Consider the following 24728-nt stretch of genomic DNA (forward strand, 5'->3'; position numbering starts at 1 on the left):
AAAGTGGATTTAACCTTTTCTGGAAAAGAAAGGAAAATTTATATTTTTGCTCTCAGAGATGCCAGATCCTTTAGCAGTTCCTCCTTCTGCTCTGTTAGCTCCTTAATCCTCTGGTTCAGGAATTTTATCTCTTCTTGGAGGTTTTCTACTTCCTTCTGATACTCTCTGATCTTCTTCTCTTTCCTCTGGGCATCCTCAAGCATCTGCTCTATTTCCCTTCTGCGGGCGTCGATCTTTTCCTCTCTCTCTGCAAGCATCCTTGCATATCCTGCCAGTTCTCTCTCCTTGTTTAGCAAGTTACTCTCCCACTCCTTGAGTTTTGCCTCTTCCTCGGATAACTGTGTTCTTTTCTTAACCTCCAGTTCGTTCAACTCCTTCATAAGGAGTGCTTTTTTTCTCTCCAGTTCTGCAAGTTCTTCCTCCTTTCTCTCAATGTTTCTGGCACGTATTTCCAGCGTGTTTTTCAGACTTTCCAGGGCTCTCTCCCTCTTCTCCAGTTCCTCCTCGATGTTCTTTCTCTCCTCATCCCATTTCTTGCGTTCCTCTTCCCACTTCCCAACAAGGGTATTGAAAGAATCCAGCTTTTCATTCAGACTCTTTATAACCTCTTGAGTTTCTGAGAGTATATTGTTCAGGGTCTTTCCCCTCTCCTCTATCTTTTCCTCCTCTGCGCTTAAACTTTTCTGGATCTTTGTGAGAGAATCCACCAACTGGCTCATTTTATCCGCTTTGTCAAGCATTTCGGAGATCTTTTTCTCCCTTTCTTCAAGATTTTTTTCCCTTTCATCCACCCTTTCGTATCTCTGCGTGAGTTCTTCTATTTTTTGAAGGGCCTCATCCATTTTTTTGTTCAGGGCAGAATATTTTTTAAATATGCTTTCTGTATCCCTCTCAAGTTCCTCTTCCTGGGATTTTTTCCCCATACCAAAGAGTTTACCCATTTTTTCACCTCCTTACGTTATCCTCAAGTTCTAACAGCATCATACGTATCTTGGCCATGTAGGCCTTCAAATATTCTTCAAGGGAATCAAGGCGTTTGTTTACATCCACAAGTTTATCCATCTTTTTCAAATTTTCATCTATTGATTTCTCAAGGCTTTCGCCTATTTTATTTGCTGTATCTTCAAAATTTGACAATATCTGGAAAGATGTGGTGTTCAACTTGGCCGGAAAGGCATCGAGCAACTCTTCAATTTCATCCAATTTTTTTAATTTTTTCTCAATATTATCTGCCCTTTTTGATAGTTTTTCAATCCTCTCGCTTAGTGTGGAAATTTCTCTTCTCAGAGAATTTATTTCGTTGATCAAATCACTCTTGCCCATGGGTGGAAATAGATGCCAAAGAATTTAAATTTTACCTATTTTTTTCTAATTGAATATGGCATTGTGAGATTTGAAATTGCGCATTCTTCATCTTCGCTGACTGCAATCACACCAACGGGTATATTCCCAAATTTATCAATTTCCTCCCTGCATATCTCGTCAAGGGGTCTGCTTCCTATGGAGTTATATATTCTGAGTGAGAGCATTCTCTTTATTATCTCCTCCCCGATTCCAGTGGCAACCACGGCGCCCTTTTCACCGCAGTATATCCCTGCACCGGGAATTGGTGAATCTCCCACCCTACCTCGAAGGGTGAGACTCGTTCCTCCTGTGGATACGGCCGCTGCAAATTTTCCGTTTATCCTTGCCACCGCACCTACGGTATCTCCCAGAAATTCCAGGAGGAATTTGGGATGATAGAACTCTGGAATCTCTCCGTTTTTCAATTTTTTTAGAACCCTTTCCCTCTTCTCTCTGGCCCTCTCCGTTGCGGGATCATAGTAGGCATACCCCATCTTTCTTGCAAATTTTATGGCACCATCTCCTGCAAGTATGAGATGAGGGGATCTTAGCATAACATCCCTGGCCACCAGCACGGGGTTTTTCACGAATTCTATGTTCATAACAGCCCCAAAGTTGCCTGGAACCATAACTGCAGCATCCATCTGAATGCTTCCATCAATGCGCATATTTGATCCCGTGCCCGCGTTGAAAAGAGGATCGTCCTCCATCAGCGTTACAGCCTTCACAACAGCATCAAGGGCATCCCTCTCCATAAATGCCATTTTTGCGAAATCATCAACCTTGATCTTCAATTCCCTTTTATTTGATGCGCCACCGTGAAGTATTATGGCATCCATACGGGGTCATATGCTTTCGACATTATAATTTTTCCGTGGACAAATAATTGCGAATGTTTTATTTTTGCAACTATATTTAATCACGATTTTTGGTGCATCCATAAAGCAATATTGCGATATCCGTCTAATTCGGATTGAAAATAAAATCTTTAGGTTTGTTTTTCAACATTTCACAAAAACTCTAAATATGAAGAGAATCATCACGGGTCATATTCCCAGTATGGAGGCCTCAGGATGAAATACACGATAAAGGAAGACCCTCACAATGACGAAAGGGTCAAGGAAATTATAGAGATAAGCGGTGAAAACATTTTCGCCTGCTATCAATGTGGCCGTTGTTCTTCTGGATGTCCCATGGCTGAGTTCATGGATGTGCTACCCAACCAGGTGTTTATGTTCTTGCAGGAGGGAGATGTGGATACCCTGCTGAATGCAAAGAGTCCTTGGATATGCGCCGCGTGCTTCACCTGCACTGTGCGTTGCCCGGTGGGACTTGATTTGGCCGCTGTGATGGAAGCGATACGCGAGTTGCAACTCAGGAAGAATTACGATTATGTTGATCCCTACAAGGTGGAAGAGCGCGACGAACTTCCACCCATAGCTCTGGTGAGCAACTTCAGAAAATTCACGCCTTGAGGTGAAAGAATGGAATTGAAGAAGATAATGTTTTATCCGGGATGCACCTTGAAGGGAGTGGCAAAGAACCTTGAGGATAGCACCGTGGAAAGTGCAAAGATTCTTGGTTATGATTTCATTGAGCTTCCCGGCTGGACCTGCTGCGGAGCCGTTTATGGACTTGCCCAGGACAGTGTGAAATTCACAATTGCCAATGTTCGCAATCTGATAAGGGCCCAGCAGTATTCGGAGGAGATAGGGGATAATCGTTTGGTGGCAGTGTGCTCAATGTGCTACAATAATCTGCGCAGGGCGCACATAGATGTAATGAAGAATCGCGATAAATTAAAAACTCTGGATCTATTTATGGATGAAGAGCCCGATTATAGGGGAGAAATAGACGTTCAGCACTACCTGACCTTCCTGAAGAAGGAGGGATTTGACAGGATTGCAGAGAAGGTGAATAACCCGCTGAAAGGGCTCAAGGTCGCGCCCTACTATGGCTGCCTTCTCCTGCGCCCGGATGAGATAGCAATTGATGACCGTGAGGATCCCCACATTCTTGAAGAGTTGCTGGAAATTTTAGGTGCGGAGGTCGTTGATTACCCCCTCAAGAATGAATGCTGCGGCTCCTATCATACGGTGGATAAGAAGGAGTTTGTGGCCGAAAGGACGTACAAACTTGTGAATGTAGCCCGGGAGACGGGAGCGGATGTTATTGCCACCTCCTGCCCCCTCTGTTTCTTCAATCTTGATAGGAGGCAGGAAATAGCCAAGAACAAGCATTCAGATTTTGATTTCATGCCCATTGTGTATTTCACGCAACTTATGGCCATTGCATTTGGGATTAAGGATGATAAGGTGCTTCATTTTGAGCAGCATTATATTTCCCCGAGGGAGGTGCTTTCAAGATGGCTATGAAGAGAATTGGCGTGTTCATATGTCACTGCGGTCGTAACATTGCGGGCACCGTGGATGTAAAGCGAGTCGCAGAGGAGATAGGAAAGAGGGAGGATGTTGCATTCTCCACCACCTATGTTTTCATGTGTTCACAGCCCGGCCAGCAACTCATTGAAGATTCTATAAAGAAATACAATCTGGATGGTGTTGTCGTAGCCAATTGCTCACCCACGCTTCACGAAAAAACCATGCGCAACGCCGCCGCCCGTGCTGGTCTGAACCCGTATCGCGTTGAAATTGCCAATATACGAGAATGGGCTGCCTGGCCCCACGAGGACAATCCTGAGGCGGCCACAAGAAAGGCAATACGCATAATAAATGCCACGATTGAGAAACTCAAAGCGAATGCCTCTCTGGAACCTATTGAGGTGCCAGTTATAAGGAGGGCTTTGGTTATAGGGGGTGGGGTTTCTGGAATGCAGGCTGCTTTGGATATTGCAGATGCTGGAATCGAGACGATTCTGGTTGAGAAAGATCCTAGTATAGGTGGAAATATGTTCAGACTCAGCGAAACATTCCCAACGCTTGATTGTCCTCAATGCATTCTCACTCCAAAGATGAATGATGTGGGGGCTCATCCCAACATTAAACTTTATACATACAGTGAGGTGGAGGCCGTTGAGGGATTTATGGGTAATTTTAAGGTTAAGATAAAGAAGAAAAGTACCTTTGTTGATTGGAATAAGTGCACAGGGTGCGGTGAATGTCTGAGAGTTTGCCCTGTTAAGGTTTCATCTGAGTATGATCTGGGTATGGCAAAGAGAACATCCATATATATATACAATGAGCAAGCGGTACCTCTAAAGGCATTGATAGATGAAGATTCCTGTATAAGATTACAGTTTGAAAAGAAAGTCAGAGATGGAAAGATAAAGCCAAAGAAAAATGTCAAGATATGTTCAAAATGTGCTGACGTTTGTGAACCCAAAGCCATTCATTTTAAGAATAATGAGGAGATAGTTGAGGAAGAGGTTGGCTCAATAATCGTGGCCACTGGCTTCGAGGTTATGCCTGCCGAGGCGTTTCCAGAGTTGGGTGGCAAGTATCCGGATGTTATCACCTCGCTTCAGTTTGAGCGTCTTTTAGCTCCATCGGGTCCCACTGCAGGTGTTCCGAAAAGACCTTCAGATGGTAAGATTCCCAAGAGCATAGTGTTCGTGCACTGTGTTGGCTCTCGCGACCCACAGAATGGGGTGCCTTACTGCTCCCGCATCTGCTGTATGTACACAATCAAGCAGGCAATGCTCGTCAAACACGCATTCCCGGACATTGCGGTTTATGATTTCTACATTGATATACGCTCAAATGGCAAGGGATACGAAGAATTCTATCATCGTGCCAAGGAGGAGTACGGGGTGAACTTCATAAGAGGAAAGGTTTCCAAGGTTTACAAGGTTGGGGATCGGTATCGCGTGCAGGGTGTGGATACTCTCACCGGCAGGATCATTGAGGTTGATGCGGACATGGTCATTCTGGCCACCGCCGCCAAGGGTTCATCCACGGTTAAGGAACTCGCCAAGAAATTGCGTATTCCGTATGATGAGTGGGGCTGGCTCAAGGAGACACATCTGAAACTCAAGCCCCTTGAGACTCCCGTGGGCGGTGTGTTTATTGCAGGTGCCGCTCAATTTGTGAAGGATATCACCGATAGTGTTTCACAGGGAAGTGGTGCCGCAGCCAAGGCAATGGCATTGCTCTCCAAACCCCAGCTGGAAAAGGAGCCACTCCTCGCAAAGGTTGATCCTGAGATATGCGCCGGATGCGGTCGTTGCAAGGATCAGTGTGCCTATGGAGCCATAACGATTGATCCCATAAGGCATGTCTCTGTGGTGAACGAGGCTCTATGCGAGGGCTGCGGTGCGTGCAGTGCAAATTGCCCAACCACCGCTATACAGGTGGTGAACTTCAAGAAGGGTCAGGTTATAAGAGCGGTGGACATACTTGCGGAGGTGTTCTAAATGGGTAAGGTGCTTATTTACGGAACCACTCTCGCTTCGTACCGTGCTGCTGCCAACTTTGCCAAGGCAGGACACAAGGTTGTGCTGTTAAATAGAGGTGCTTTTCTCTGGCATAAAATGACACAGATGCAGTGGCAACAGCCCAGGGATATAGTTAATGGGTACTCCAAGGGTATTTTGCTCAACGTGGCCAACATGACGGGAAATGTTGAAATCTATCACAATTCGGAGTTTCTGGGGCTCGAAGGTGGTCCCGGCAATTTCAAGGTGAAGTTCAAGTTTAAACCCCAGAGTGTTGACGAGTTCAAGTGCATTGGCTGTGATCTCTGCCACGAGAAATGCAATGTCAAGTTCATACCGATGCCTCTTGGACCTGGAATGCGCATAATCCAGGATCCCAAGGAGGCGGAGAGATGCGTTGATGTTTGTCCTGCCAGGGCAATTCAGATACCCAGGGAGGAGGAAAAGGAGGTAACCGTGGATGCGGTGGTTCTATCTCCAGAGTATGAGCCTGAGGACATTAAGAAGTACGTGGGCGATGTGCCCCACACCATGGCCTTCAGAGATTTTGCATGGCTCTTCCGGGGTAAGGGTGTTGAGAAGCAGTTCTTGAAGAGGGATGATGGAAAGACCCCCAGATCTCTGGGGTTTTTCATTCCGGTTGGATTCAATAACTGGCTTGGTTCCTATGAGGAATTCGTTATAGTTTTCAGGGAAGCACTGTTGATGAAGGAAATGGATCCCTCGCTTGAGGTGCACATCTTTGCCAAGGAGATTCGTCTCTACGGACACAACCAGATGGTACTCGTTGAGGAGGCAAAGGAAAAGGGGATCAACGTTCACATAATCGATGATGTGAATATAAAGGAGAATGGAGACTCTCTGGAGTTCAACGGCGTATCCATAGACCTTCTTGTGGTCATGCCGGGGCAGAAGATACCTGAGGACTGGGAGAAACTCGCCCAACTTGCTGGAATTGAACTTGAAAACGGATTTGCCGTTACAAAACCCTTCAGCCTTGAAACTAGCAAGGATGGTGTGTTTGCAATAGGGGAATTTGTTAAGCCGGTGGGAAGCACAGAGGCCATTTATCAGGGCACTGCTATCGTGCCCCAGGCTATGAGGTATCTAAAACCACCGGAAGAGCCAAGGAAGATGCCTGAGGTGGAGTGGGTCAGGGACGATTTCAATCCCAAGGTTGGCGTATTCGTATGCGAATGTGCCGCAAAGAATCTCAATATTGATGTCAAGGCAGATTACGTTGTGAAGAAGGATTATCTATGTTTGCATCCTGAGGAGATTGTGAAGGAGATCAAGGAAAGTGGGGTGAATCGCGTTGTATTCGGTGCCTGCTCCCCTGCACTGAGGGGAACCATGCTTGAGATGCTCGCAAATCAGGCTGGAATCCATTCCTCCTATGTTGAACTTGTGCAGTTGAGAGAGTATGTTTCCCGTGTTGGCGGTGATTCTCGCAAGGCAAATGCCATGCTTCAGGGGGCCATTGAGAAGGCAAAGGCGGATATGTTTGTGGACGTTCCATTTAACACGCTGGGTAAGGGTGTGGCAATAATTGGAGGAGGCTTGGCTGCACTGATCGCTGCGGATTATCTTGTTGAGAAGGTTCCCATGGTCTACATTGTGGCCAAGGAGTTTGATTCCCCACACCTGGCCACGGGAGTTAAGGGTAATACTCTGAAGATTAAGGATGAGGAGCTAAAAGAATGGTACGAGGCAATGAAGGACAGGGTTCTTAAGAGGGCAAAGTGGATTAAGGGCGATGTTGACGATATTGAGGGCTATCTCGGTAACTTTAAGGTCAGAGCGGGCAATGAGGAAATTGATGCGGGAATCCTTATAATTGCAACTGGTGGAGATATTCTGGAGAAGGGGAACAAGATAGATGCTATAACGGGAGGGACGATGCATGGAACCATTGGCTCCCTTTATGCCAAGAGGAAGGGAGTTGAAGGCACCTACTCCTTTATGAGTTCATACTCCCTGATGGATGTGGACCCCCCAAGTGCAAAGCGTGGAGAGGGTGAGCCCATTGCGGAGGTTAAGCCAAGGGAGATCAACAGGAGAATCGCAGAGATGCTGGGTATGCGTCTTGACGATGAGGGCTTTTTCTTCTTTGGAGAAGAGCCAAGGTACTGGATTGAAAGAATCGGAATACAGTTTATGGTTGTGGAGTATCCTTCCAGCGGTGTATTCGTTGCAGGTCTGGCCCATAGGCCCATGAGCATTGAGGAGGAGGTGTACGAGGCCGGATTTGCAGCTCAGAACGCACTGTTCTCCATGAGTGATGCCCCCTCGCCGGCGGGTAAGTTTGTCAGCACCACGAATCCGAGAAGGTGTGCTGGCTGTGGGTTGTGTGTGGATGCCTGCTTTGCAGGTGCAAGGTATATTGATGAGGAGGATAAGATCGCCAAGGTTAGAACGGAACTCTGCGTTGGGTGTGCTGCATGTGCCAACGCATGCCCGAGCGGAGCGGCCATCGTGATGCCGTATCATCCAAATGGAGTGTTTAAAATGTTAAAGGAGGTAGTAAAATGAGCGAAAAAGAGTTTGACCCAGTGATAGTGGGATTTTTCTGCAACTGGTGTACATCCGCGGCTGCGGATCTGGCTGGAACTTCAAGACTGCACTATCCGGCGAGCATAAGGCCCATAAGGGTTATGTGCTCGTCCACGGTGGACCCCGTGTACCTGATTCGTGCCCTGCAGGAGGGTGCCGATGCCACCATACTCGGAGGTTGCCACCCTGGAGACTGCCACTACATAACGGGCAACTACAAGGCGCGCAGAAGGGTTGCCATAGTGAAAACGGTGCTCAAATCCCTTGGATTCGATGATGATCGTGTTCTTCTGGAATGGATATCGGGAAGTGAGGGTCCCAAGTTCGCAAGGGTTATGAATGAATACACAGAGTACATAAAGAAGAAGGGTCCCTCAGATTTCAAGTACCTTGACTCTCTTGGAGGTGAAAAGATTGAGTGAGAACGACATGCTCAAAAAATTCATAGTGGAGGCCTTTGAGAAGGGTCTCATTGAGGCGGTTATGGCTCCTGCAGCCACAAAGGACTCTTACACCTACGCACTCGTAACTAAGAAGGAGGATGTGGATAAACTAACGCCCATTGCACCGGTGATGCAGTGGAACGGTGCGGATATGATAAGGCGCATAACAAAGTTGAAGAAGAGCGAGAGAAAGTTGCTTGCCATACTCAGACCATGTGAGGCTAGAACATACAAAGAACTTGTGAAGTTCAATCAGATCAATCCTGAGAACATAATCGTGCTGAGTTACGATTGCCCTGGAACGATTCATGCACGTAAGTTCAAATTCGAACTCAATAAGCCCGAGGATCTCATTGCTGAGATAAAGAAGGGCGGAAAGAGCGAGAAGATTCGCGATTCCTGCAAGGTTTGCGAGTATCCATCACCCATAAAGGGCGTGGGTGATATTGGTCTGGGACTCGTTAACACGGAGGAGCCGGTGTTCTTCTCCCTGAGCGATAGGGGTAAGGAATTTCTGGCAGGTATGGGCATTGAAGAGGGCTCCCGTGACAACGAGGCCTGGGTTGAAGAGCATAGGAAGCGTAGGGCAAAGTGGCTGGAGGAGGAACGCATCCGCAACGGCCGTGAGGGACTGGAAGATTTCCTCTCCTCCTGCCTGAATTGCCACAACTGCAAGGACATGTGCCCCATATGCTTCTGCAAGGAGTGCTTCTTCGAGGATCACAGTGTGTTCGATTACGAGTCCAACAAGTTCTACAACTGGGCAGATGACAAGGATGGAATTCGCCTGCCCACAGATAAATCCCTGTTCCACATTGGCCGTCTCATACACATGGGCACATCCTGCATTGGCTGTGGCCTGTGCCAGCAGGCGTGCCCGATGGATATTCCCCTTTACAGGCTATTTGGAATAGTGGGCAACGACCTACAGAAGGTGTTCAACTACAAGCCCGGCGTGAACGATGATCTCCCACCAGTTATGGACTTCCGCGAGGATGAATTGCATGAATTCGAGGGTCTCCTGGGGGGTGAGGAGTGATGGGAAAGAAGGTTGAACTGCTTGAGGTGGATAGCGAGAAGGTTATGAATGAGATCCGCAAGGCTGCTTCTCCGCCAGAGGAGGTGGAGCACTGGGTTACCATATATGTGATGGGCAAGCCATATCGCGTGCCTGCAGGATTGACCATAATGAAAGCTCTGGAATATGCGGGATATCGTTACATAAGAGGTGCTGGTTGCCGTGCTGGATTCTGCGGTGCATGCGCCACCATATACCGGAAGAAGGGTGAGTATCGCTTCAGGACTGCCCTCGCGTGCCAGACCACTGTGGAGGATGGAATGTACCTTGCCCAGATTCCATTCGTGCCCGCCAACAAGGCCACTTACAATATTGATGAGATAGAGCCCACGCCTACCACGCTACTTGAATATTATCCTGAGATTGCGAGGTGCGTCTCGTGCAACACCTGTACCAAGGCATGCCCCCAGGAGTTGGATGTGATGTACTACATCCAGTACGGTATCCGCGGTGATATAAAGAAGGTAGCCGAATTGAGCTTTGATTGTATTCAGTGCGGATTGTGTACGCTGCGCTGCCCCGCCGAGATACAGCATTACCATATGGCCCAGTTTGCCCGCAGGCTGTATGGCAAGTACTATATGAAGAGATCTCCCTTCTTAAAGAGAAGGTTAAAGGAGATCGAGTCGGGAATGTACGAGAAGGCCTTTGAAAGGATCAAGAAATGGAGGGAGGAAAATCCCGAGAAGGTTAAGGAACTTTACAGATACATAATTAAGAATGGAAGGGAGAAGGAAGAGAAATTGATTGAAAACCCACTTGCAAGGTTGGGAGAGGATTAAAATGGCTGATTTGAAAATGATTGGGGGATACCCGGAGTATATGCGTGAGAGCATAGAGATGGTAGAAAAGACCAGGGACGAGAGAATAAAAAACAAGGAGAGGGAAATAGAATTTGCCCTTACAATGGAAGAGCGCGAGGAGGTTTTGAACAAATTCCATCCGGATTACGCACCTGGTGGTAAGAGAGAGCTGAGGGTAGGACCCAATAGCGGAGATATCGTGCCAAATGAGGTGGCCGACATACTTGAGGCATGGCCCGCGTTGAACCCCGAGGATGTGGATTTGAACGACATTGATTACGATGTGGATATCCTCATAATCGGTGGAGGAGGCGCTGGAACAGTAGCCGCCCTATGGGCAAATTATGAGGGAATTCCTGCTGAAAACATACTCATTGCCACAAAACTGAGGCATGGGGATGCAAATTCAATGATGGCTCAGGGCGGTATTCAGGCTGCCGATAGACCATGGGATTCTCCTGTGATACATTATCTGGATGTTCTTGGTGGTGGCCACTTTGCCAACAAGCACGAACTTGTTAAGGCACTCACGGAGGATGCACCGTTCATAATAAAGTGGCATGAAGAACTTGGTGTTATGTACGATAAGGACGAAAATGGGAATTTCATTGAGAGATGGGGTGGAGGCACATCAAGAATGAGACTGCACTCTGCCAAGGATTACACGGGAATGGAAATAATGAGGGTGATCCGAGATGAGGCCAGGAACCGTGATATTCCTGTGCTCGAATTCTCCCCCGGCGTTGAGCTCATAACCACGGAGGACGGCGAGATAGGGGGTGCAATACTCTGGAACATGGAAACCAAGGAGTACTATGTTGTCAGAGCGAAGGCAACGGTTCTCGCCACAGGTGGATGGGGCAGATTGCACATTCGCGGTTTTCCGACAACAAATCATTATGGGGCCACCGCAGACGGCCTTGTCATGGCTTACAGAGCAGGGGCCAGATTGAGGGATCTGGAATCTGTGCAGTATCATCCAACAGGAGCGGCCTATCCCGAGCAGATAGTTGGATTGCTCATAACTGAAAAGGTTCGTGCAATGGGCGCAACTCCTGTGAACAAGTATGGGCAGGCCTTTGTGTTCCCCATGGAGCCAAGGGACGTTGAAGCGGCCATGTTCATCCGGGAGTGTTATGGAAAGGGCAACTGTGTTACAACCCCGACAGGTATGCGTGGTGTATGGCTCGATTCGCCCATGATTGAGGAACTCAGGGGTGAGGGTGCAATTCGCAAGAACCTTGATGCAATGTACCGTATGTACAAGAGATTCGGCATAGACATGACCAAGGATCCGATTCTGGTGTTCCCCACTCTGCACTATCAGAATGGTGGAGTGGAAATAAATGCGGATGCCCAGGTCATAAGGGCAGATGGAAGCCCGTACCCAAGATTCTTCGCCGGAGGCGAGGTTGAGGGCGGTGTGCACGGCAAGAACCGCCTGATGGGTAACTCTCTTCTCGATTACAATGTATTCGGAAGGAGAGCTGGAATAAGTGCGGCGAAGGTTGCCCGTAACTCGGGTAAACCTGGGAAACTGACTCTGAAGCACGTGAAACTTTTCGCCGAAGAGGTCAGGAAGATAAATGTGCCCCCAGAGCGCAGAAGCCCGATTCTTCTACCCGATTATCGTGGAAAGAGGGCACTGGCCAGGAAAATAGATCTGCCTGTACTGGAGTGATGGAAATGAGAATAATGCTACATGGATGGGACACATCCCACAGGTTGGGTGTGCCAGAGATATGCGATGCCTCCAAGTCCATAGTGACAAAGATGGGGCACGAGTTCGTTCCCAACGAGAGCAAGGTCATATGTGCGGAGGCCATAGGATTCTTGGGCTACGATAATCTAACCGATGATTTTGCCAAGGCAACTGTGAAGGAGATTGAGGAGAAGGTCAGCAAATACGACATTGATCTCATTCTCACATCCTACGCTGCTCCCTACGTGGCCTGGAGCAAGGAGGTGAATGGATTTCTGGTAAAGAGAGGATATGAACTGCCCGTGCCCATTGAGCACATATCCACATTCCTTTACAAGAATCTGGATAGGCTGAAGTTCAAGGAGTTACCAATGAGAATTCTGCTGCACGACGGCTGTACCCTTGGCCGGAAGTACGGCGTGGTTGAGCAGCCACGAAAGGTTCTTGAAAAGATTCCAAAACTGGAGTATCTGAACTTTGACCATCCCGAACTCTATGTTAAGGAGAGAAACCTGAAACCTTGGGACATATCCGCATGCCCGGGAGGATGGCTTGATTTCACCATGCCCGAACTTATGCCCTATGTGGCCTCCAATGTTGTTCGCGAGTACGCGCTGCCAAGGGATGTGGATGCCATTGTAACTACATGCGGCAATGGATACCACGCTTTCAAGGCAGGCATAGAGCACTCTGGATTCAACATCAAGGCATACAGCTACACCAATCTTGTGGACATGGCCCTTGAGGGGGTGGAGTGAATGATAGATGAAGTTTACAAGGAATATGTGAATCGCATCGTGGAATACGGTGCAAAGAGCGAGAAGGTTCGCATCGCGTTATCCCGTGCGATAAAAGCATTTGAGGAGAATCGTCGCAACGCTTTGAGTCTGTTTCCAAATTCCGTTGAAACCGCGGAAGAGGTCAGAAAAATTAAGGAGTACAGCATTCAGCATATGGACGAACTGATAAAGAAGGCCTGCGAGAGCATTGAGCGCAACCATGGGCACTGCTATTATGCGAGAACCAAGGAAGAGGCCCTTGAGATATTCAAGGAACTTGTGGGTAGTGGAAAACTCATAGTTAAGAGCAAGAGTCTGACAAGCGAGGAGATTCATCTTCGCGAATTTCTGGAAGAACTGGGCAACGAGGTTTATGAAACCGATTTGGGAGAGTTCATAGTGCAACTGATGGGGACGAGACCCACGCATATTCTTGCACCTGCCATTAATGTGCCCAGGGAGGATGTGGCAAAGGTACTCACCAAATTTATGAAGGAGAAGGGCATAATTGATAAGGATCTTGACGAGCAGGACATACCGAAGATGGTTGAGACAGTGCGCAAGTTTCTGAGGGATAAATACTTCAAGGCTGATATTGGAATAAACGGAGCAAATGCCCTCGCCGCAGATACGGGCACTATGTTCATAATTGAGAATGAGGGGAACGCAAGGTTGAGCATAGGTGCTCCTCCCGTGCAAATAGCCATCGTGGGTGTGGAGAAAATCGTGCCAACCATTGAAGATGCGTTCAAGGTCACAGAGGTCACCTGGAGGTACGCCAATTACACGGTGCCGGCATATGTTAACCTTGTTTCTGGACCCAGTAAGACCGGGGACATTGAAAAGGTCATAACCTACGGTGCCCACGGTCCCAGGGAACTCCATGTGATTCTCCTTGATAATGGAAGAATGAGGATGCACGAGGCGGGCTATGATGAGGCCCTCTATTGCCTGCGCTGCGGCACTTGTCTCTACGAGTGCCCCGTTTATGCGGTAACTGCAGGATTCTTTGGACAGCAGTACATGGGTGGAATAGGTGCCATATGGGACGCGTTCACCACAGTCGGGCTCGAGAAGGCCAGCCCCATAGCATATACGTGCACCCGCTGCGGCAAGTGCAAGGTTATGTGCCCTCTGAATATTGATATTCCCGGAATGATATCAAAACTGCGCAACGATGCTCGTAAACAGGGTTATGTGCCGAAAATCGTTAGGGAATTTGCTGAGGAGATTGAGGAATTCATAAAGGAGTCTAAAGAATAATGGGAAACTATATGGGGTTGAAATCCATGCGGTAACTTGGTGATACAAATGGCAGAGGATATTGGAAATAGGGCCTTGGAAAGGCATGAGGTGTATAGGGGCAAGATTCAGATGTTACCAAAGGTACCTGTCAGGGACCGTGGAGATCTGAGCATATGGTACACCCCGGGGGTGGCCGAGCCCTGCAAGGCCATTAAGGAGGACCCTGAAAAGGTCTACGAATACACCAACAAAGGGAACACTGTGGCTGTTGTGAGTGATGCTACCCGCATCCTTGGACTGGGAGATATTGGACCCCTCGCCGGTTTGCCGGTGATGGAAGGTAAATCCCTTCTCTTCAAACATTTTGGAGGTGTGGACGCAGTACCAATAATGCTGGATACTAAGAACCCTGATAAGTTCATTGAAACTGTGAAATTGATAGCACCTTCCTTTGGAGGTATAAATCTTGAGGATATATCCTCTCCTAAGTGCTTCTACATCCTGGACAGGTTGCAAAAGGAGCTGAACATTCCAGTATGGCACGATGACCAGCAGGGAACCGCAACTGTTGTGCTTGCAGCTGTTCTCAATGCCCTTAAAATTGTGGGCAAGAAACTTGAGGATGTGGTTATAGCATCATTCGGTGCTGGGGCTGCAGGATATGCTGTTATGCGTCTTCTTGTGGAAGCCGGTGTGAATCCCGGAAATATGAGGGTTGTTGAGATGGTGAATCGAGAACCCACCGTTCTGCATCAGCATATGGACCTTGCCCGGCTGTTCCCCTACAGGGGCTGTCTTCTCAGAAAAACAAACAGGGATAACGTGATGGGTGGTCCTGAGGAAGCTTTGAAGGACGCGGATATTCTCATATCCTTCACCAGGCCTGGGCCTGGCGTGATAAAGAAGGAGTGGATAAAGTTGATGAACGACGATGCCATAGTGTTCCCTCTGGCCAATCCCGTTCCTGAGATTCTTCCTGAGGAGGCCAAGGAGGCGGGGGCCAGGATAGTGGGCACGGGCAGATCAGATTATCCCAATCAAATAAACAACTCTCTCGGCTTTCCAGGCATATTCAGGGGAGCTTTGGATGTGCATGCCACAACCATAACTGATGGTATGGCTGTTGCTGCAGCCCACGAGCTTGCGAAGGTTGGTGAGGAGGAGGGCCTGAGTGAGGAGCATATCCTGCCCACAATGGATGACTGGGACGTGTTTGCCAGGGAAGCCGCTGCCGTGGCCATCGCCGCTCTTGAAGAGGGTGTGGCTAGGAAGTACGTGACGTGGGATGAGGAATATGAAAGGGCGAGAAAGATGATCAAACTTTCCCGTGATAGTTTGAAGATCCTGATGGATAATGGAATAATAAAGGAGGTATGAAAATGAATCTGTACGAGTATCAAGGAAAGGCGCTGTTTAGGAAATTCGGAGTGCCCACTCCGGAGGGATACGTTGTATTCAAACCGGAGGAGATAAAGGAAGTGAACAGGGACGTGGTCATAAAGGCTCAAGTTCTCACCGGTGGTCGTGGCAAGAGCGGAGGAGTGAAATTTGCCTCCACTGTGGATGAGGCAAGAAAACTTGCCGAGGAAATCCTTGCCATGGAGATCAAGGGCCACAAGGTGCACGCGGTCCTAGTGGAGGAGAAGTTGAAGATAGAGAAGGAGTACTATCTCAGCATACTGATTGACAGAAGCACGAGGGCGCCTCTGATCATGGCCTCTCCAGAGGGTGGGGTGGAGATAGAGAGCGTGCCCGATGATAAGATTTACAAGTACAGGGTGAATCCTGAGATAGGTGTACAGCCGTTCGTTGGGCGCATCCTCTCAAAGAAGATGGGTTTCACAGGAGATCTGGCCAAGCAGTTCACGGCCATACTTATGAATCTCTATCGCATGTTCAGAGAGTACGATGCTGAGCTTGTTGAGATCAATCCCCTCGTACTGAGCGAGGGAAAGCTCATAGCTGCGGATTCTAAAGTTGTGATTGATTCTGACTCGCTGTATCGTCATAAGGATCTGGAGGAGAATGCCGAGGAGAAGACGCCTCTGGAACTTGAAGCAAATAAAGCAGGTTATGCGTTTGTGGAGTTGGATGGAAATATTGGAGTGATAGCAAATGGAGCTGGACTTACAATGGCCACGCTGGATACTCTTCTTCTATATGGACTGAAGCCGAGGAATTTCCTTGATCTTGGAGGCACAGACAGTGTGGATATAACCAAGAACGCATTCACCTATGTGCTCAAGGCCAATCCTGAGGCCATTCTGGTGAATATCTTTGGAGGAGTTACGAAATGCGATACCGTTGCGCAGGGTATAATCGCCGCGAAGGATGAATTCAAAATAGAAATGCCCATAGTTGTGCGCCTGAGTGGTGTGCATGAGGAAGAAGGAAGAAAGATGCTGGCTGATGCTGGGATTCACGCATTTGCGGATATGCGGCATGCAATTGAAAAGTTGAAGAGTGTGATGGAGGGATCTCAATGAGTGTTATAATTGATAAGGATACCAGGATAATTGTTCAGGGAATAACCGGGCATCAGGGCAGGTTTCACAGTGGTGAGATGATAAAATTCGGAGCGAATGTGGTTGCGGGTGTCACACCCGGCAAAGGTGGTCAAGAGGTAAATGGCGTGCCGGTTTACGATACCGTGGAGGAGGCTATGGTGCATAAGCCGGAAGCAACAATGATAACCGTTCCTGCGAGATTTGTGAAAGATGCAGCATTTGAGGCCATGTACCATGGGATACGCGTGGTTTACATTCTCACCGAGAAGGTCCCGCTGCATGATGCCCTTGATATCGTGACATACGCTCGCAGTCATGGACATGTGGTTATAGGCCCGAATGGGCCGGGTATCACGATACCCGGTAAGACGAAGATGGGCATAATGCCCAACCACATATTCCGCGAGGGCCATGTTGCTGTTGCTTCGCGCAGTGGAACGCTCACATATGAGATTGTGAACGCCCTTACCCTTAACGGCTACGGGCAGAGCGTTGTGATTGGATTAGGTGGGGATAGAATAACAGGCCTTAATTTCGTTGATGTTCTTGAGATGTTCGAGAATGATGAGGATACAGAAGCGATAGTACTCGTGGGCGAAATAGGAGGTACGGCGGAAGAAGAGGCGGCAGAGTACATAAAGAAGAATGTGAGCAAGCCCGTCGTTGCATATATTGCAGGCCGCTCCGCTCCACCTGGCAAGAGAATGGGCCATGCAGGAGCGATAATTACCCGCGGCAGGGGAACGGCGGAGAGCAAGATAAAGGCGTTCAACGAAGCTGGCGTGCCTGTGGCGGAGTTTCCGTGGGAGATCCCACAGGCATTGAAGAAGGTTTATAAATAATCCATCTCTCAATTTTTTAATTTTTCCGAACGTCTTCACACTGAAATTTTCTTGGATAGGTTTGGGCACGCAACTCTTTTATACTATGCCAGATATATGAAAATTGGGGAAGAGGTGGTTAAATGGAAAAAGCCATAGTCGTGATAGTGTTTCTCTCTCTTCTGTTTTCCCTGACATTTTTGAATGGGGCCGCAGAATTGGGAGTTTCCCTGCAGAATAACCGCGCACCTGAGCCCTTGGAGGGCACAACGATACTCACCACTGATAGCTATGTTGGCAAGATATCTGTTTACGGAAACAGGGCTGCATGGGTCGCGTATGAGGGAGATAATGGAACAAACTACAACGTTTACGGCTACGATGGAAGCGTGATTTCTCTGGGTACCAACGATTATCCCGAGGATTGGCCATCCGCGGGATCCTCAATGGTGTGGGAAGCGTGGCCGGATAATGGAAGCGGGGTGATTGTATCCAACTCTGGCGAGATATATAGCGGCGCTGATGGCCCGATATGCCCACGCGCGGATGGGAGCAACGTGATTTTCAAGGTGAGCGATGGGATAAAGGCGTACTACAATGGAGGGATAAGGAAAATAAGCGATTACAGTGGATACTCTTGCCCAGACATATCCGGCGACCTGGCGGTTTACGGCCCGTACATCTACAGCTTTAAAAACGGTACGGAATGGAGATTCTCCGGCGATGACAGGATTGAATCCAGAATCTCGGGTGACTGGATAATGGGCGTAGGGCGCAACAATTTCGGAAGAGGAGTTTACGTGGAGATATGGAATCTCAACTGGAAATATGATAAGATAATATGGCAGATGGACATTGGAGAGTACTACACTCTGGACTCCTTCAACATCGACGGGAACTTCGTGGTTTGGAGCTACGATGGAACAGCGTATATTTTCAATCTAGTCACCATGCAGCTGAGCACGCACTATTCACCGCTGGGAAGCATAGGAGAGATTGATGTTGGCGGCGGAAAGCTGCTCTGGACCGTGGATGACGATTACGGAAAGCATTACATTGTGATGGGTGATGCACCAGGCACGCCTGAGTACGTGGATGTTGTCCTCACGAGCAAGGTATCCGGATTGCACGATGAGTTCAATCTCCTGCTTCTCGTTGATTCCTCCGGGAGCAGAATGGGATACGATTCCTCCTATCATCACTACCAGGAAATCAGCGGGGGTGTCGAATTGAGCTACGGGGATGTTATGAGATTCAGGGTTGTGGGAAACACGGCGGGATTGAAGTACCAGGTAATTGGTGGTAGCAATGGAAAGTACGATCTGAGAATTGAGAGGCATGGAGCAACGAGAGGATCCGATTTGATAGACATTGTTAAGGCCACGGACATTTCAATAAGCAAGGGCGAAATTCAGCAGTATGTGGTGGATTGGGTCAAACTTACGCAGGGATTAAAAGGGGCTGTCAAGGTAAGCATTGATAAGAATGGAGATGGCACATTTGATTCATCAATAACAACTTCATCGGGAAACATAAGTGATGAAACCTTAAAGGCGCCCAACTCTTCTGGAGAATCAGAAGATACTAAAAATTTAGAATTTGGCTTTTCTATGGGAGGTACTACGTGCTTTATGGCTATTGCTCTCGTACTACTGATTGTACTCCTATTGGCTATACGCAGGATTAGAAAATAATCTTCTTTCCTTTTTTTAGGTTCACAGAAACATTTTTTACTTAACAGGTACATTACCTTAAGGTGATAATATGATTGATGAAATTGTTGAAGCCATAAGGAGGGCAGAAACGCAACTTTCCGAGGATACCATTGAAGCCCTCAAAAAGGCCTATGAGAGGGAAAGTAATGAGATGGCGAGGACACAGCTCAAGGCGATTATAGAGAACTTCACCGTTGCCAGGAATGAGTCCCTGCCAATGTGCCAGGATACGGGATTGCAGACATTCTTCATAGATATGGGCTACGATTTTCCATATCGGGCGGAGTTGAAGAATGCGATAGTGGAGGCGGTGAGAAGGGCAACTAAGGAAGTGCCACTGAGACCAAACGCAGTGCATCCCTTCCTTCATAAGAATTCGGGAGACAATACGGGAAGGTACGTGCCTTATATCCACTGGGAACTTCGGGAAGGGGATGACGCGATAATTCATGTTATTCCCAAGGGTGGTGGCAGCGAGAACATGAGCGGTCTTTACATGCTCCCTCCAGGCGTTGGGATCAAGGGAATAAAGAAAACGGTTATAGAGCACATATTCCGCTCAGGCGGCAAGCCATGCCCACCAACGATAATTGGCGTGGGAATTGGAGGCGGCGCGGATCTTGCACTCACACTTGCGAAGAAGGCTGCGATTTTGAGGCCAATTGGACAGAGACACGAAGAGGATTTCGTTGCAAAGCTTGAAGAGGAGCTTTACGAGATGGCAAACAAACTGGGAATAGGCCCAATGGGTCTTGGAGGCGATACCACGGTACTTGATGTCCATGTGGAGTACGCGCACAGGCATCCAGCCACGCTACCTCTTGGAATTGTGACGCAGTGCTGGGCAAATCGCAAGAGGAAGGTTATTATAGATGCCAGCGGCAAGGTGGAGGTGGTCTGAATGGAGTATCACGAGAAAACACCCATCACAGATGCGAGGAAATACAAAGTGGGAGATGTGATCTACATCACCGGCGAGGTTATCCTTGCAAGGGATGAAGCTCACAAGAAACTACTTGAGGAGGGGGCACCTCTGGATCTTAAAGGTTCCGTTATCTACCACTGTGGGCCAGTAGTGACGAAGAAAAATGGAGAATGGAAGGTCGTTGCAGCCGGACCCACAACGAGCATAAGAATGGAGATATTTGAGGATGAATTCATCGCAAAATTCCATCCTGCGATAATAGTTGGCAAGGGTGGAATGGGCGAGCGCACCCTGAAGGCCTTGAAGGAGTACGGTGCCGTTTACGCCGCCTACACCGGAGGATGCGGTGCTCTTGCGGCTGAGAGGATTAAGGGCGTGAAGGAAGTGCATTTTCTGGAAGAACTTGGAATTCCGGAGGCGGTATGGGTGTTCCGCGTGGAGGAATTCGGTCCTCTCGTGGTGACAATGGACTCGCATGGAAACAGTATATACGATGAGGTTGATGAGAAGGCAAGGAAAAATCTGGATGAAATTCTTGCCAAAATTTAATTTTCTTTTATTTTTATATAAGTCCTAAGGATTCCATGTACTCGTCGTCTTCAACGATTTTCGGGTCTCCATCGTAGATGATTTTTCCATTTTTCAATCCGATGATTCTTGTTGCATGCACAATCTCGCCAAAAAGATGGGTTGCTATGACAATAGTTTTTCCATCATTCTTCAACTCCTCTATCAGGTTTTTGAACTCCCTCCTTCCCTTTGCGTCCATATTGGCAGTAGGCTCGTCGAGAAGTATGAATTCTGGAGAGTATGATAGTACCGTTGCTATTGATGCCCTTTTCTTCTCCCCTTCGCTTAATTCGTAGGGATGTCTGTTGCGAAGATGCCATACATTCATTCTTTTCATGGCACTCTCCACAACCTTTCTATTGTATTTCTCCTTCAGATGTTTAGGGGCAAATGCCACGTCATCAAATACTGTTGGTGAGAATAGCTGTACATCTGAATCCTGAAACACAATTCCAATTTTTTTACGTAATTCAGTATCTTTGGTGGCCCTCTCATCTATTTCTTTTCCGAATATTGTTGCTTTCCCCTTGGTTGGCACGTATAGGGCTGCAAGAATGAGAAGCAAAGTACTTTTTCCGGCGCCGTTCTCTCCTATGAGGTATAAAACCTCACCCCTGTTTATGCGTATATTTATATTATGAAGGATCTCTTCATCCCCGTAGTTGAAACTCACATTTTCAAGTTTGGCAATTTCCATAGTAGCCCTCCGTTTATGCTTATGAGAATAATCGCTAGGAAGATGAATATTAATAGGTAATGCCAGTTGATTTCAAAGTTTTTCTCTCTTGTATATGAATGCTCTCCTGAAAATCCTCGCGCCTTCATGGAGAGAAATATTTTATCCTCCATTTTGTAGGTTTTTATGAATAGATTACCTACAAGGGGGGAGTAGAGTTTCCAAGATTCTATGGATTTTTCTTTACCGATAACTCTGCTCTTTATTGAGAGTAGTGTGTCTTCCAAAATTCTTGTGAAGAAAAATATGTATCTGAAGGTCAAGAATAGAATCATTATGAAGGTATTTGGCAATTTAAGCAATTTGAGGGAGTACATTATATCGTCCCATCTTGTGGTTTTTGTTACAAGTGCCACGGCAGTAACGGCTATTAGGGTTCTAACAGTTAGATAAAGTGCGGCCTTTATACCCTCTTGGGTTATTTTTAAAAAATAAAAACTCCATATTTGGGTTCCAGGAGTTATAAAAATTGCAGGGATGGCTATTATCCCTGTGAACAGAGGTATGAATAGCCATGTTCTGAACACACCTCTCTCCAGGACTAAACCTTCCATTACCAAGAATATTAACAATAAAAATAGTGTAAATAGGGAGTGCATAACCAGCATAAGGATGATCACTATTATCATAGCCAAGATTTTTGTTTCGGCACTTATTCTGTTTAGTGGGGAGTTGGAACCGTTGAACTTTTCTATTGACTGTATGCTTTTAAGTGTTGCTTCCACGAATCTCACGGATTATCTCCCCCAGTTTTATAACTCCGAGAGTTACTGTTATTACCATAAATACGCCTACAAACGCTGAAATTATGTATCCAAAGGATGCCATCACCATGGAGTCCCATCCTGGTACATTGTAGTCTTGGAGCGGGGCCCCACCACTGTATTTCTGGGGTACCCATGTTTTGTTTCCTATTGTGACCTCACTCCACTCTCCCCATGCATCACCGTAATTCCATGTTAGCAGTATGCCGATTGGGGATATTATGCACAGAATCAGAATTATAAGCACAGCCTTTTTAAGCCACAACCGCATTTTTATCACCCTTCAAGGTGAGCTTCGGAAGGTTTAAGAGGTTCGGAGCCCGTTTTTTCATGTAATAAATAACAGTACCGGTTACAACTGCTTCTACAGGTCCAGCGGTGATCAAATGGGCCAAGAGCATCGCTGGTATTGAAACCGTAAATGGAAACGGACAGTACCCTGGGGCAATGAACGGCTGTATTCCCAGTTCTAAACCAACCATAAAGGCAGCAGTATTGATTCCAATGTATCCTCCTATTGCTGCAGATAGAGCCATGGTCCAGGCGTTTTTTTCTTTCATTACTTTCAGCAAGAGTCTGTACACGTAGTATCCCACAAAGGGCATGACAACTCCCATGTTGAAACAGTTGGCTGCATAGCTTGTTAGTCCACCATCTCCAAAGAAAAATGCCTGTATGAGCAGGGCTACACTTATTGCAATTACAGAAGCCCAGGGTCCAAGAAGGATGGCAATCAAAACAGCTCCTACCATGTGGGCGGTTGTTCCGTTGGGAACTGGCCAGTTAAACATCATCACGAGAAATGCGAAGGCGGAGAGCATTGCTAGCATGGGCACACTTTTTTCGTTAAGTTTTTTTGCAGAGATTCGGAAGGCTGTGTACCATATTGGTATCATCACTATATAGAAGAACGCACAGGTGGCAGGTCCTAAATATCCATCCGGTATATGCATGGTATCACCTTTTTATTTTATAGTAACACTAATTGCATATTAATATTTAATTTTTGCTACAAGTTTAATTTTATACCGATAAGTTTAAATTCACTCAGAGTAATGCGGGCATCTGGGGTGAAAGTTAATGAATTCGAAGGAAGTTGTTATGAAGTGCGACTGTGATTGGAAGACATTTGTGAATATCGCTAAAAAGCCGGAGTTTTTGCTTTATTATTTTCCATACTGTAAGGGCTGTGCTCTTAAGAATAACGCTGTACATGTAGAATTTGACGTTAAAAAATTTATCTTTGATTTCAAGTTTGATTTTGACATAAAGGTTGAAATTTCTTATCCCTTCTTGAGATATATAATGAAAGGAAAGAAGGGAACTTTGGTGATAGCGTTTGAAATGAACGAGAAGAAAAAGAATATGACTATATATGTCTCTTGGGAGGGTTTTGGTGAGAGGTTGATGGATAAGCAATTGAAGGAATTTGCAGAGGGAATCCGAAATGCCTTGAGATACATCATTGATGAGTTTGTACATACCAAATTTTTAATAAAAGAGAAGAAAAGGGGTGGAATGAGGGTTACTGATATAGATCCTACCAAAATGCCCGCAATCGTGAAGTATTTTTATACAACGGCAGACTCTAGGAGTTTTGTGATTTTAGGTGCGGGTGAAACCGGAGATTTTTTCAGGATATACATCAAGGATGGTTTTGTTGAAAAATGTAGGTATATAAAGGGCAATGAAAAATTTGAAATGAAAATAGACAAAGAGATCACGGAACTAAACTGGGAGGATTTCAAGGATATGAAGCCTAGGGGAGATTATTTTATGAAAATAGAGGAATGATCAGGGTTCCACAGAGGTCAGGTGGAATCTTACATTCTTGACACCCTTCAGGCTATTTAATTTATCTGCTATTTCTTTTATGATGGCAGATTTGCCATGTACTATAACCACCTCCAGGCAGTTCCTCTCGTCAATATGCACGTGGATTGCTGCCCTTATCTCCTTGACATAGTGATGCTGGATATGTGTTATCTTCTCGCTGATACCTCTCACCTCATGGTCGTAAACGACACTTATTGTTCCGAATACCTCCTCTTTGCCCCTTGAAATGCTTTCATCTATCAACGCGTTTCTTATCAAATCCCTAATTGCTTCAGAGCGCCCAACGTACCCCTTTTGTGATATGTACTCATCAAATTTTTTGAGCAATTCTTCATCGATGGACACGCCAAATCTTCTCAGCATATTAATGGATATGCAAAAGAGTATAAAATTGTTTCCTGAATGATGTCATTTGCGTTTTTTCACCTCTTTTTTCAACGATAATCGTAAAATAAATTTTAATTTTTATTCACAAAAAAACGAAAAACATATATTTATAATTGCAATTATCTTA

General features: G+C 46.8%; 25 protein-coding genes. 17 read left to right on the forward strand and 8 right to left on the reverse strand.

Going from position 1 to position 24728, the window contains the following annotated elements; genetic code table 11:
* Positions 1-38: 38 nt before the first annotated feature.
* The 3 genes from AC0S1O_RS04995 to AC0S1O_RS05005 are packed head-to-tail and all read right to left on the reverse strand — an operon-like array spanning position 39 to position 2183.
* On the reverse strand, positions 39-941 hold the full coding sequence (locus AC0S1O_RS04995) for a hypothetical protein (protein ID WP_475393236.1): 903 nt from the start codon (positions 939-941) through the stop codon (positions 39-41).
* A gap of 4 nt (positions 942-945) precedes the next feature.
* Entirely contained in the window at positions 946-1323 is a 378-nt protein-coding gene (locus AC0S1O_RS05000) for a hypothetical protein (protein ID WP_475393237.1), read from the reverse strand.
* Between the two features lie 35 nt (positions 1324-1358).
* Positions 1359-2183 (reverse strand): isoaspartyl peptidase/L-asparaginase, encoded by an 825-nt coding sequence (locus tag AC0S1O_RS05005; protein ID WP_475393238.1) that lies wholly within the window; start codon positions 2181-2183, stop codon positions 1359-1361.
* Positions 2184-2417: 234 nt separating this feature from the next.
* Here AC0S1O_RS05005 and AC0S1O_RS05010 point away from each other — a divergent pair, with 234 nt between their 5' ends.
* From AC0S1O_RS05010 to AC0S1O_RS05085, 16 genes are all read left to right on the forward strand, one after another.
* Entirely contained in the window at positions 2418-2819 is a 402-nt protein-coding gene (locus tag AC0S1O_RS05010; protein WP_015283622.1) for a 4Fe-4S dicluster domain-containing protein, read from the forward strand.
* 9 nt (positions 2820-2828) lie between these two features.
* Positions 2829-3719 (forward strand): CoB--CoM heterodisulfide reductase iron-sulfur subunit B family protein, encoded by an 891-nt coding sequence (locus AC0S1O_RS05015; RefSeq protein WP_475393239.1) that lies wholly within the window; start codon positions 2829-2831, stop codon positions 3717-3719.
* Complete coding sequence (locus AC0S1O_RS05020) at positions 3716-5716, forward strand: 4Fe-4S binding protein (RefSeq protein ID WP_475394473.1); 2001 nt, start codon at positions 3716-3718, stop codon at positions 5714-5716. The genes AC0S1O_RS05015 and AC0S1O_RS05020 overlap by 4 nt, the downstream gene beginning before the upstream one ends.
* Positions 5717-8269 carry a 4Fe-4S dicluster domain-containing protein gene (locus tag AC0S1O_RS05025; protein ID WP_475393240.1) on the forward strand — a complete coding sequence of 851 codons (2553 nt, stop codon included), beginning with the start codon at positions 5717-5719 and terminating at the stop codon, positions 8267-8269. It abuts the gene before it with no gap.
* On the forward strand, positions 8266-8712 hold the full coding sequence (locus tag AC0S1O_RS05030) for a hydrogenase iron-sulfur subunit (protein WP_475393241.1): 447 nt from the start codon (positions 8266-8268) through the stop codon (positions 8710-8712). Before AC0S1O_RS05025 ends, AC0S1O_RS05030 begins: the two co-directional genes overlap by 4 nt.
* A complete protein-coding gene (locus tag AC0S1O_RS05035) occupies positions 8696-9772 on the forward strand; it encodes a 4Fe-4S ferredoxin (protein WP_475393242.1) in 1077 nt (358 codons plus the stop codon). The genes AC0S1O_RS05030 and AC0S1O_RS05035 overlap by 17 nt, the downstream gene beginning before the upstream one ends.
* On the forward strand, positions 9772-10593 hold the full coding sequence (locus AC0S1O_RS05040; RefSeq protein ID WP_475393243.1) for a 4Fe-4S dicluster domain-containing protein: 822 nt from the start codon (positions 9772-9774) through the stop codon (positions 10591-10593). The genes AC0S1O_RS05035 and AC0S1O_RS05040 overlap by 1 nt, the downstream gene beginning before the upstream one ends.
* Before the next feature lies 1 nt (position 10594).
* The gene (locus AC0S1O_RS05045) at positions 10595-12295 is read left to right on the forward strand and encodes an FAD-binding protein (protein WP_475393244.1); all 1701 of its coding nucleotides are present in this window, start codon (positions 10595-10597) and stop codon (positions 12293-12295) included.
* 5 nt (positions 12296-12300) lie between these two features.
* Positions 12301-13074 (forward strand): heterodisulfide reductase-related iron-sulfur binding cluster, encoded by a 774-nt coding sequence (locus tag AC0S1O_RS05050; protein WP_475393245.1) that lies wholly within the window; start codon positions 12301-12303, stop codon positions 13072-13074.
* Entirely contained in the window at positions 13075-14358 is a 1284-nt protein-coding gene (locus tag AC0S1O_RS05055) for an LUD domain-containing protein (RefSeq protein ID WP_475393246.1), read from the forward strand.
* Positions 14359-14406: 48 nt separating this feature from the next.
* Positions 14407-15717, forward strand: coding sequence for an NAD(P)-dependent malic enzyme (locus tag AC0S1O_RS05060; protein ID WP_475394474.1), 1311 nt, complete (start codon positions 14407-14409; stop codon positions 15715-15717).
* Between the two features lie 2 nt (positions 15718-15719).
* Complete coding sequence (sucC, locus tag AC0S1O_RS05065) at positions 15720-16826, forward strand: ADP-forming succinate--CoA ligase subunit beta (protein WP_475393247.1); 1107 nt, start codon at positions 15720-15722, stop codon at positions 16824-16826.
* Positions 16823-17689 (forward strand): succinate--CoA ligase subunit alpha, encoded by an 867-nt coding sequence (sucD, locus tag AC0S1O_RS05070; protein WP_475393248.1) that lies wholly within the window; start codon positions 16823-16825, stop codon positions 17687-17689. The genes sucC and sucD overlap by 4 nt, the downstream gene beginning before the upstream one ends.
* 122 nt (positions 17690-17811) lie before the next feature.
* Positions 17812-19362, forward strand: coding sequence for a hypothetical protein (locus AC0S1O_RS05075; protein ID WP_475393249.1), 1551 nt, complete (start codon positions 17812-17814; stop codon positions 19360-19362).
* Positions 19363-19432: 70 nt separating this feature from the next.
* Positions 19433-20284: a fumarate hydratase gene (locus tag AC0S1O_RS05080; RefSeq protein ID WP_475393250.1), complete on the forward strand. Its 852-nt coding sequence runs from the start codon at positions 19433-19435 to the stop codon at positions 20282-20284.
* Positions 20285-20857 (forward strand): FumA C-terminus/TtdB family hydratase beta subunit, encoded by a 573-nt coding sequence (locus AC0S1O_RS05085; protein WP_475393251.1) that lies wholly within the window; start codon positions 20285-20287, stop codon positions 20855-20857.
* Between the two features lie 13 nt (positions 20858-20870).
* On the opposite strand, the gene AC0S1O_RS05090 is transcribed toward AC0S1O_RS05085, so the two are convergent.
* From AC0S1O_RS05090 to cbiM, 4 genes are read right to left on the reverse strand one after another with little or no spacing between them, the layout of a single operon-like run.
* Positions 20871-21575 carry an energy-coupling factor ABC transporter ATP-binding protein gene (locus tag AC0S1O_RS05090; protein WP_475393252.1) on the reverse strand — a complete coding sequence of 235 codons (705 nt, stop codon included), beginning with the start codon at positions 21573-21575 and terminating at the stop codon, positions 20871-20873.
* Positions 21548-22348: a cobalt ECF transporter T component CbiQ gene (gene cbiQ, locus AC0S1O_RS05095; RefSeq protein ID WP_475393253.1), complete on the reverse strand. Its 801-nt coding sequence runs from the start codon at positions 22346-22348 to the stop codon at positions 21548-21550. Before cbiQ ends, AC0S1O_RS05090 begins: the two co-directional genes overlap by 28 nt.
* Positions 22323-22649: a hypothetical protein gene (locus tag AC0S1O_RS05100; protein WP_475393254.1), complete on the reverse strand. Its 327-nt coding sequence runs from the start codon at positions 22647-22649 to the stop codon at positions 22323-22325. Before AC0S1O_RS05100 ends, cbiQ begins: the two co-directional genes overlap by 26 nt.
* Complete coding sequence (cbiM, locus tag AC0S1O_RS05105) at positions 22633-23331, reverse strand: cobalt transporter CbiM (protein WP_475393255.1); 699 nt, start codon at positions 23329-23331, stop codon at positions 22633-22635. The genes AC0S1O_RS05100 and cbiM overlap by 17 nt, the downstream gene beginning before the upstream one ends.
* Positions 23332-23458: 127 nt before the next feature.
* On the opposite strand from cbiM, the gene AC0S1O_RS05110 reads away from it, so the two are divergent.
* Entirely contained in the window at positions 23459-24172 is a 714-nt protein-coding gene (locus AC0S1O_RS05110; protein ID WP_475393256.1) for a hypothetical protein, read from the forward strand.
* Here AC0S1O_RS05110 and nikR read toward each other — a convergent pair whose 3' ends face one another.
* Positions 24173-24577 carry a nickel-responsive transcriptional regulator NikR gene (gene nikR / locus AC0S1O_RS05115; protein WP_475393257.1) on the reverse strand — a complete coding sequence of 135 codons (405 nt, stop codon included), beginning with the start codon at positions 24575-24577 and terminating at the stop codon, positions 24173-24175.
* Positions 24578-24728 lie beyond the last annotated feature (151 nt).

It is taken from the genome of Candidatus Aciduliprofundum sp. HYA1, from assembly GCF_056175085.1.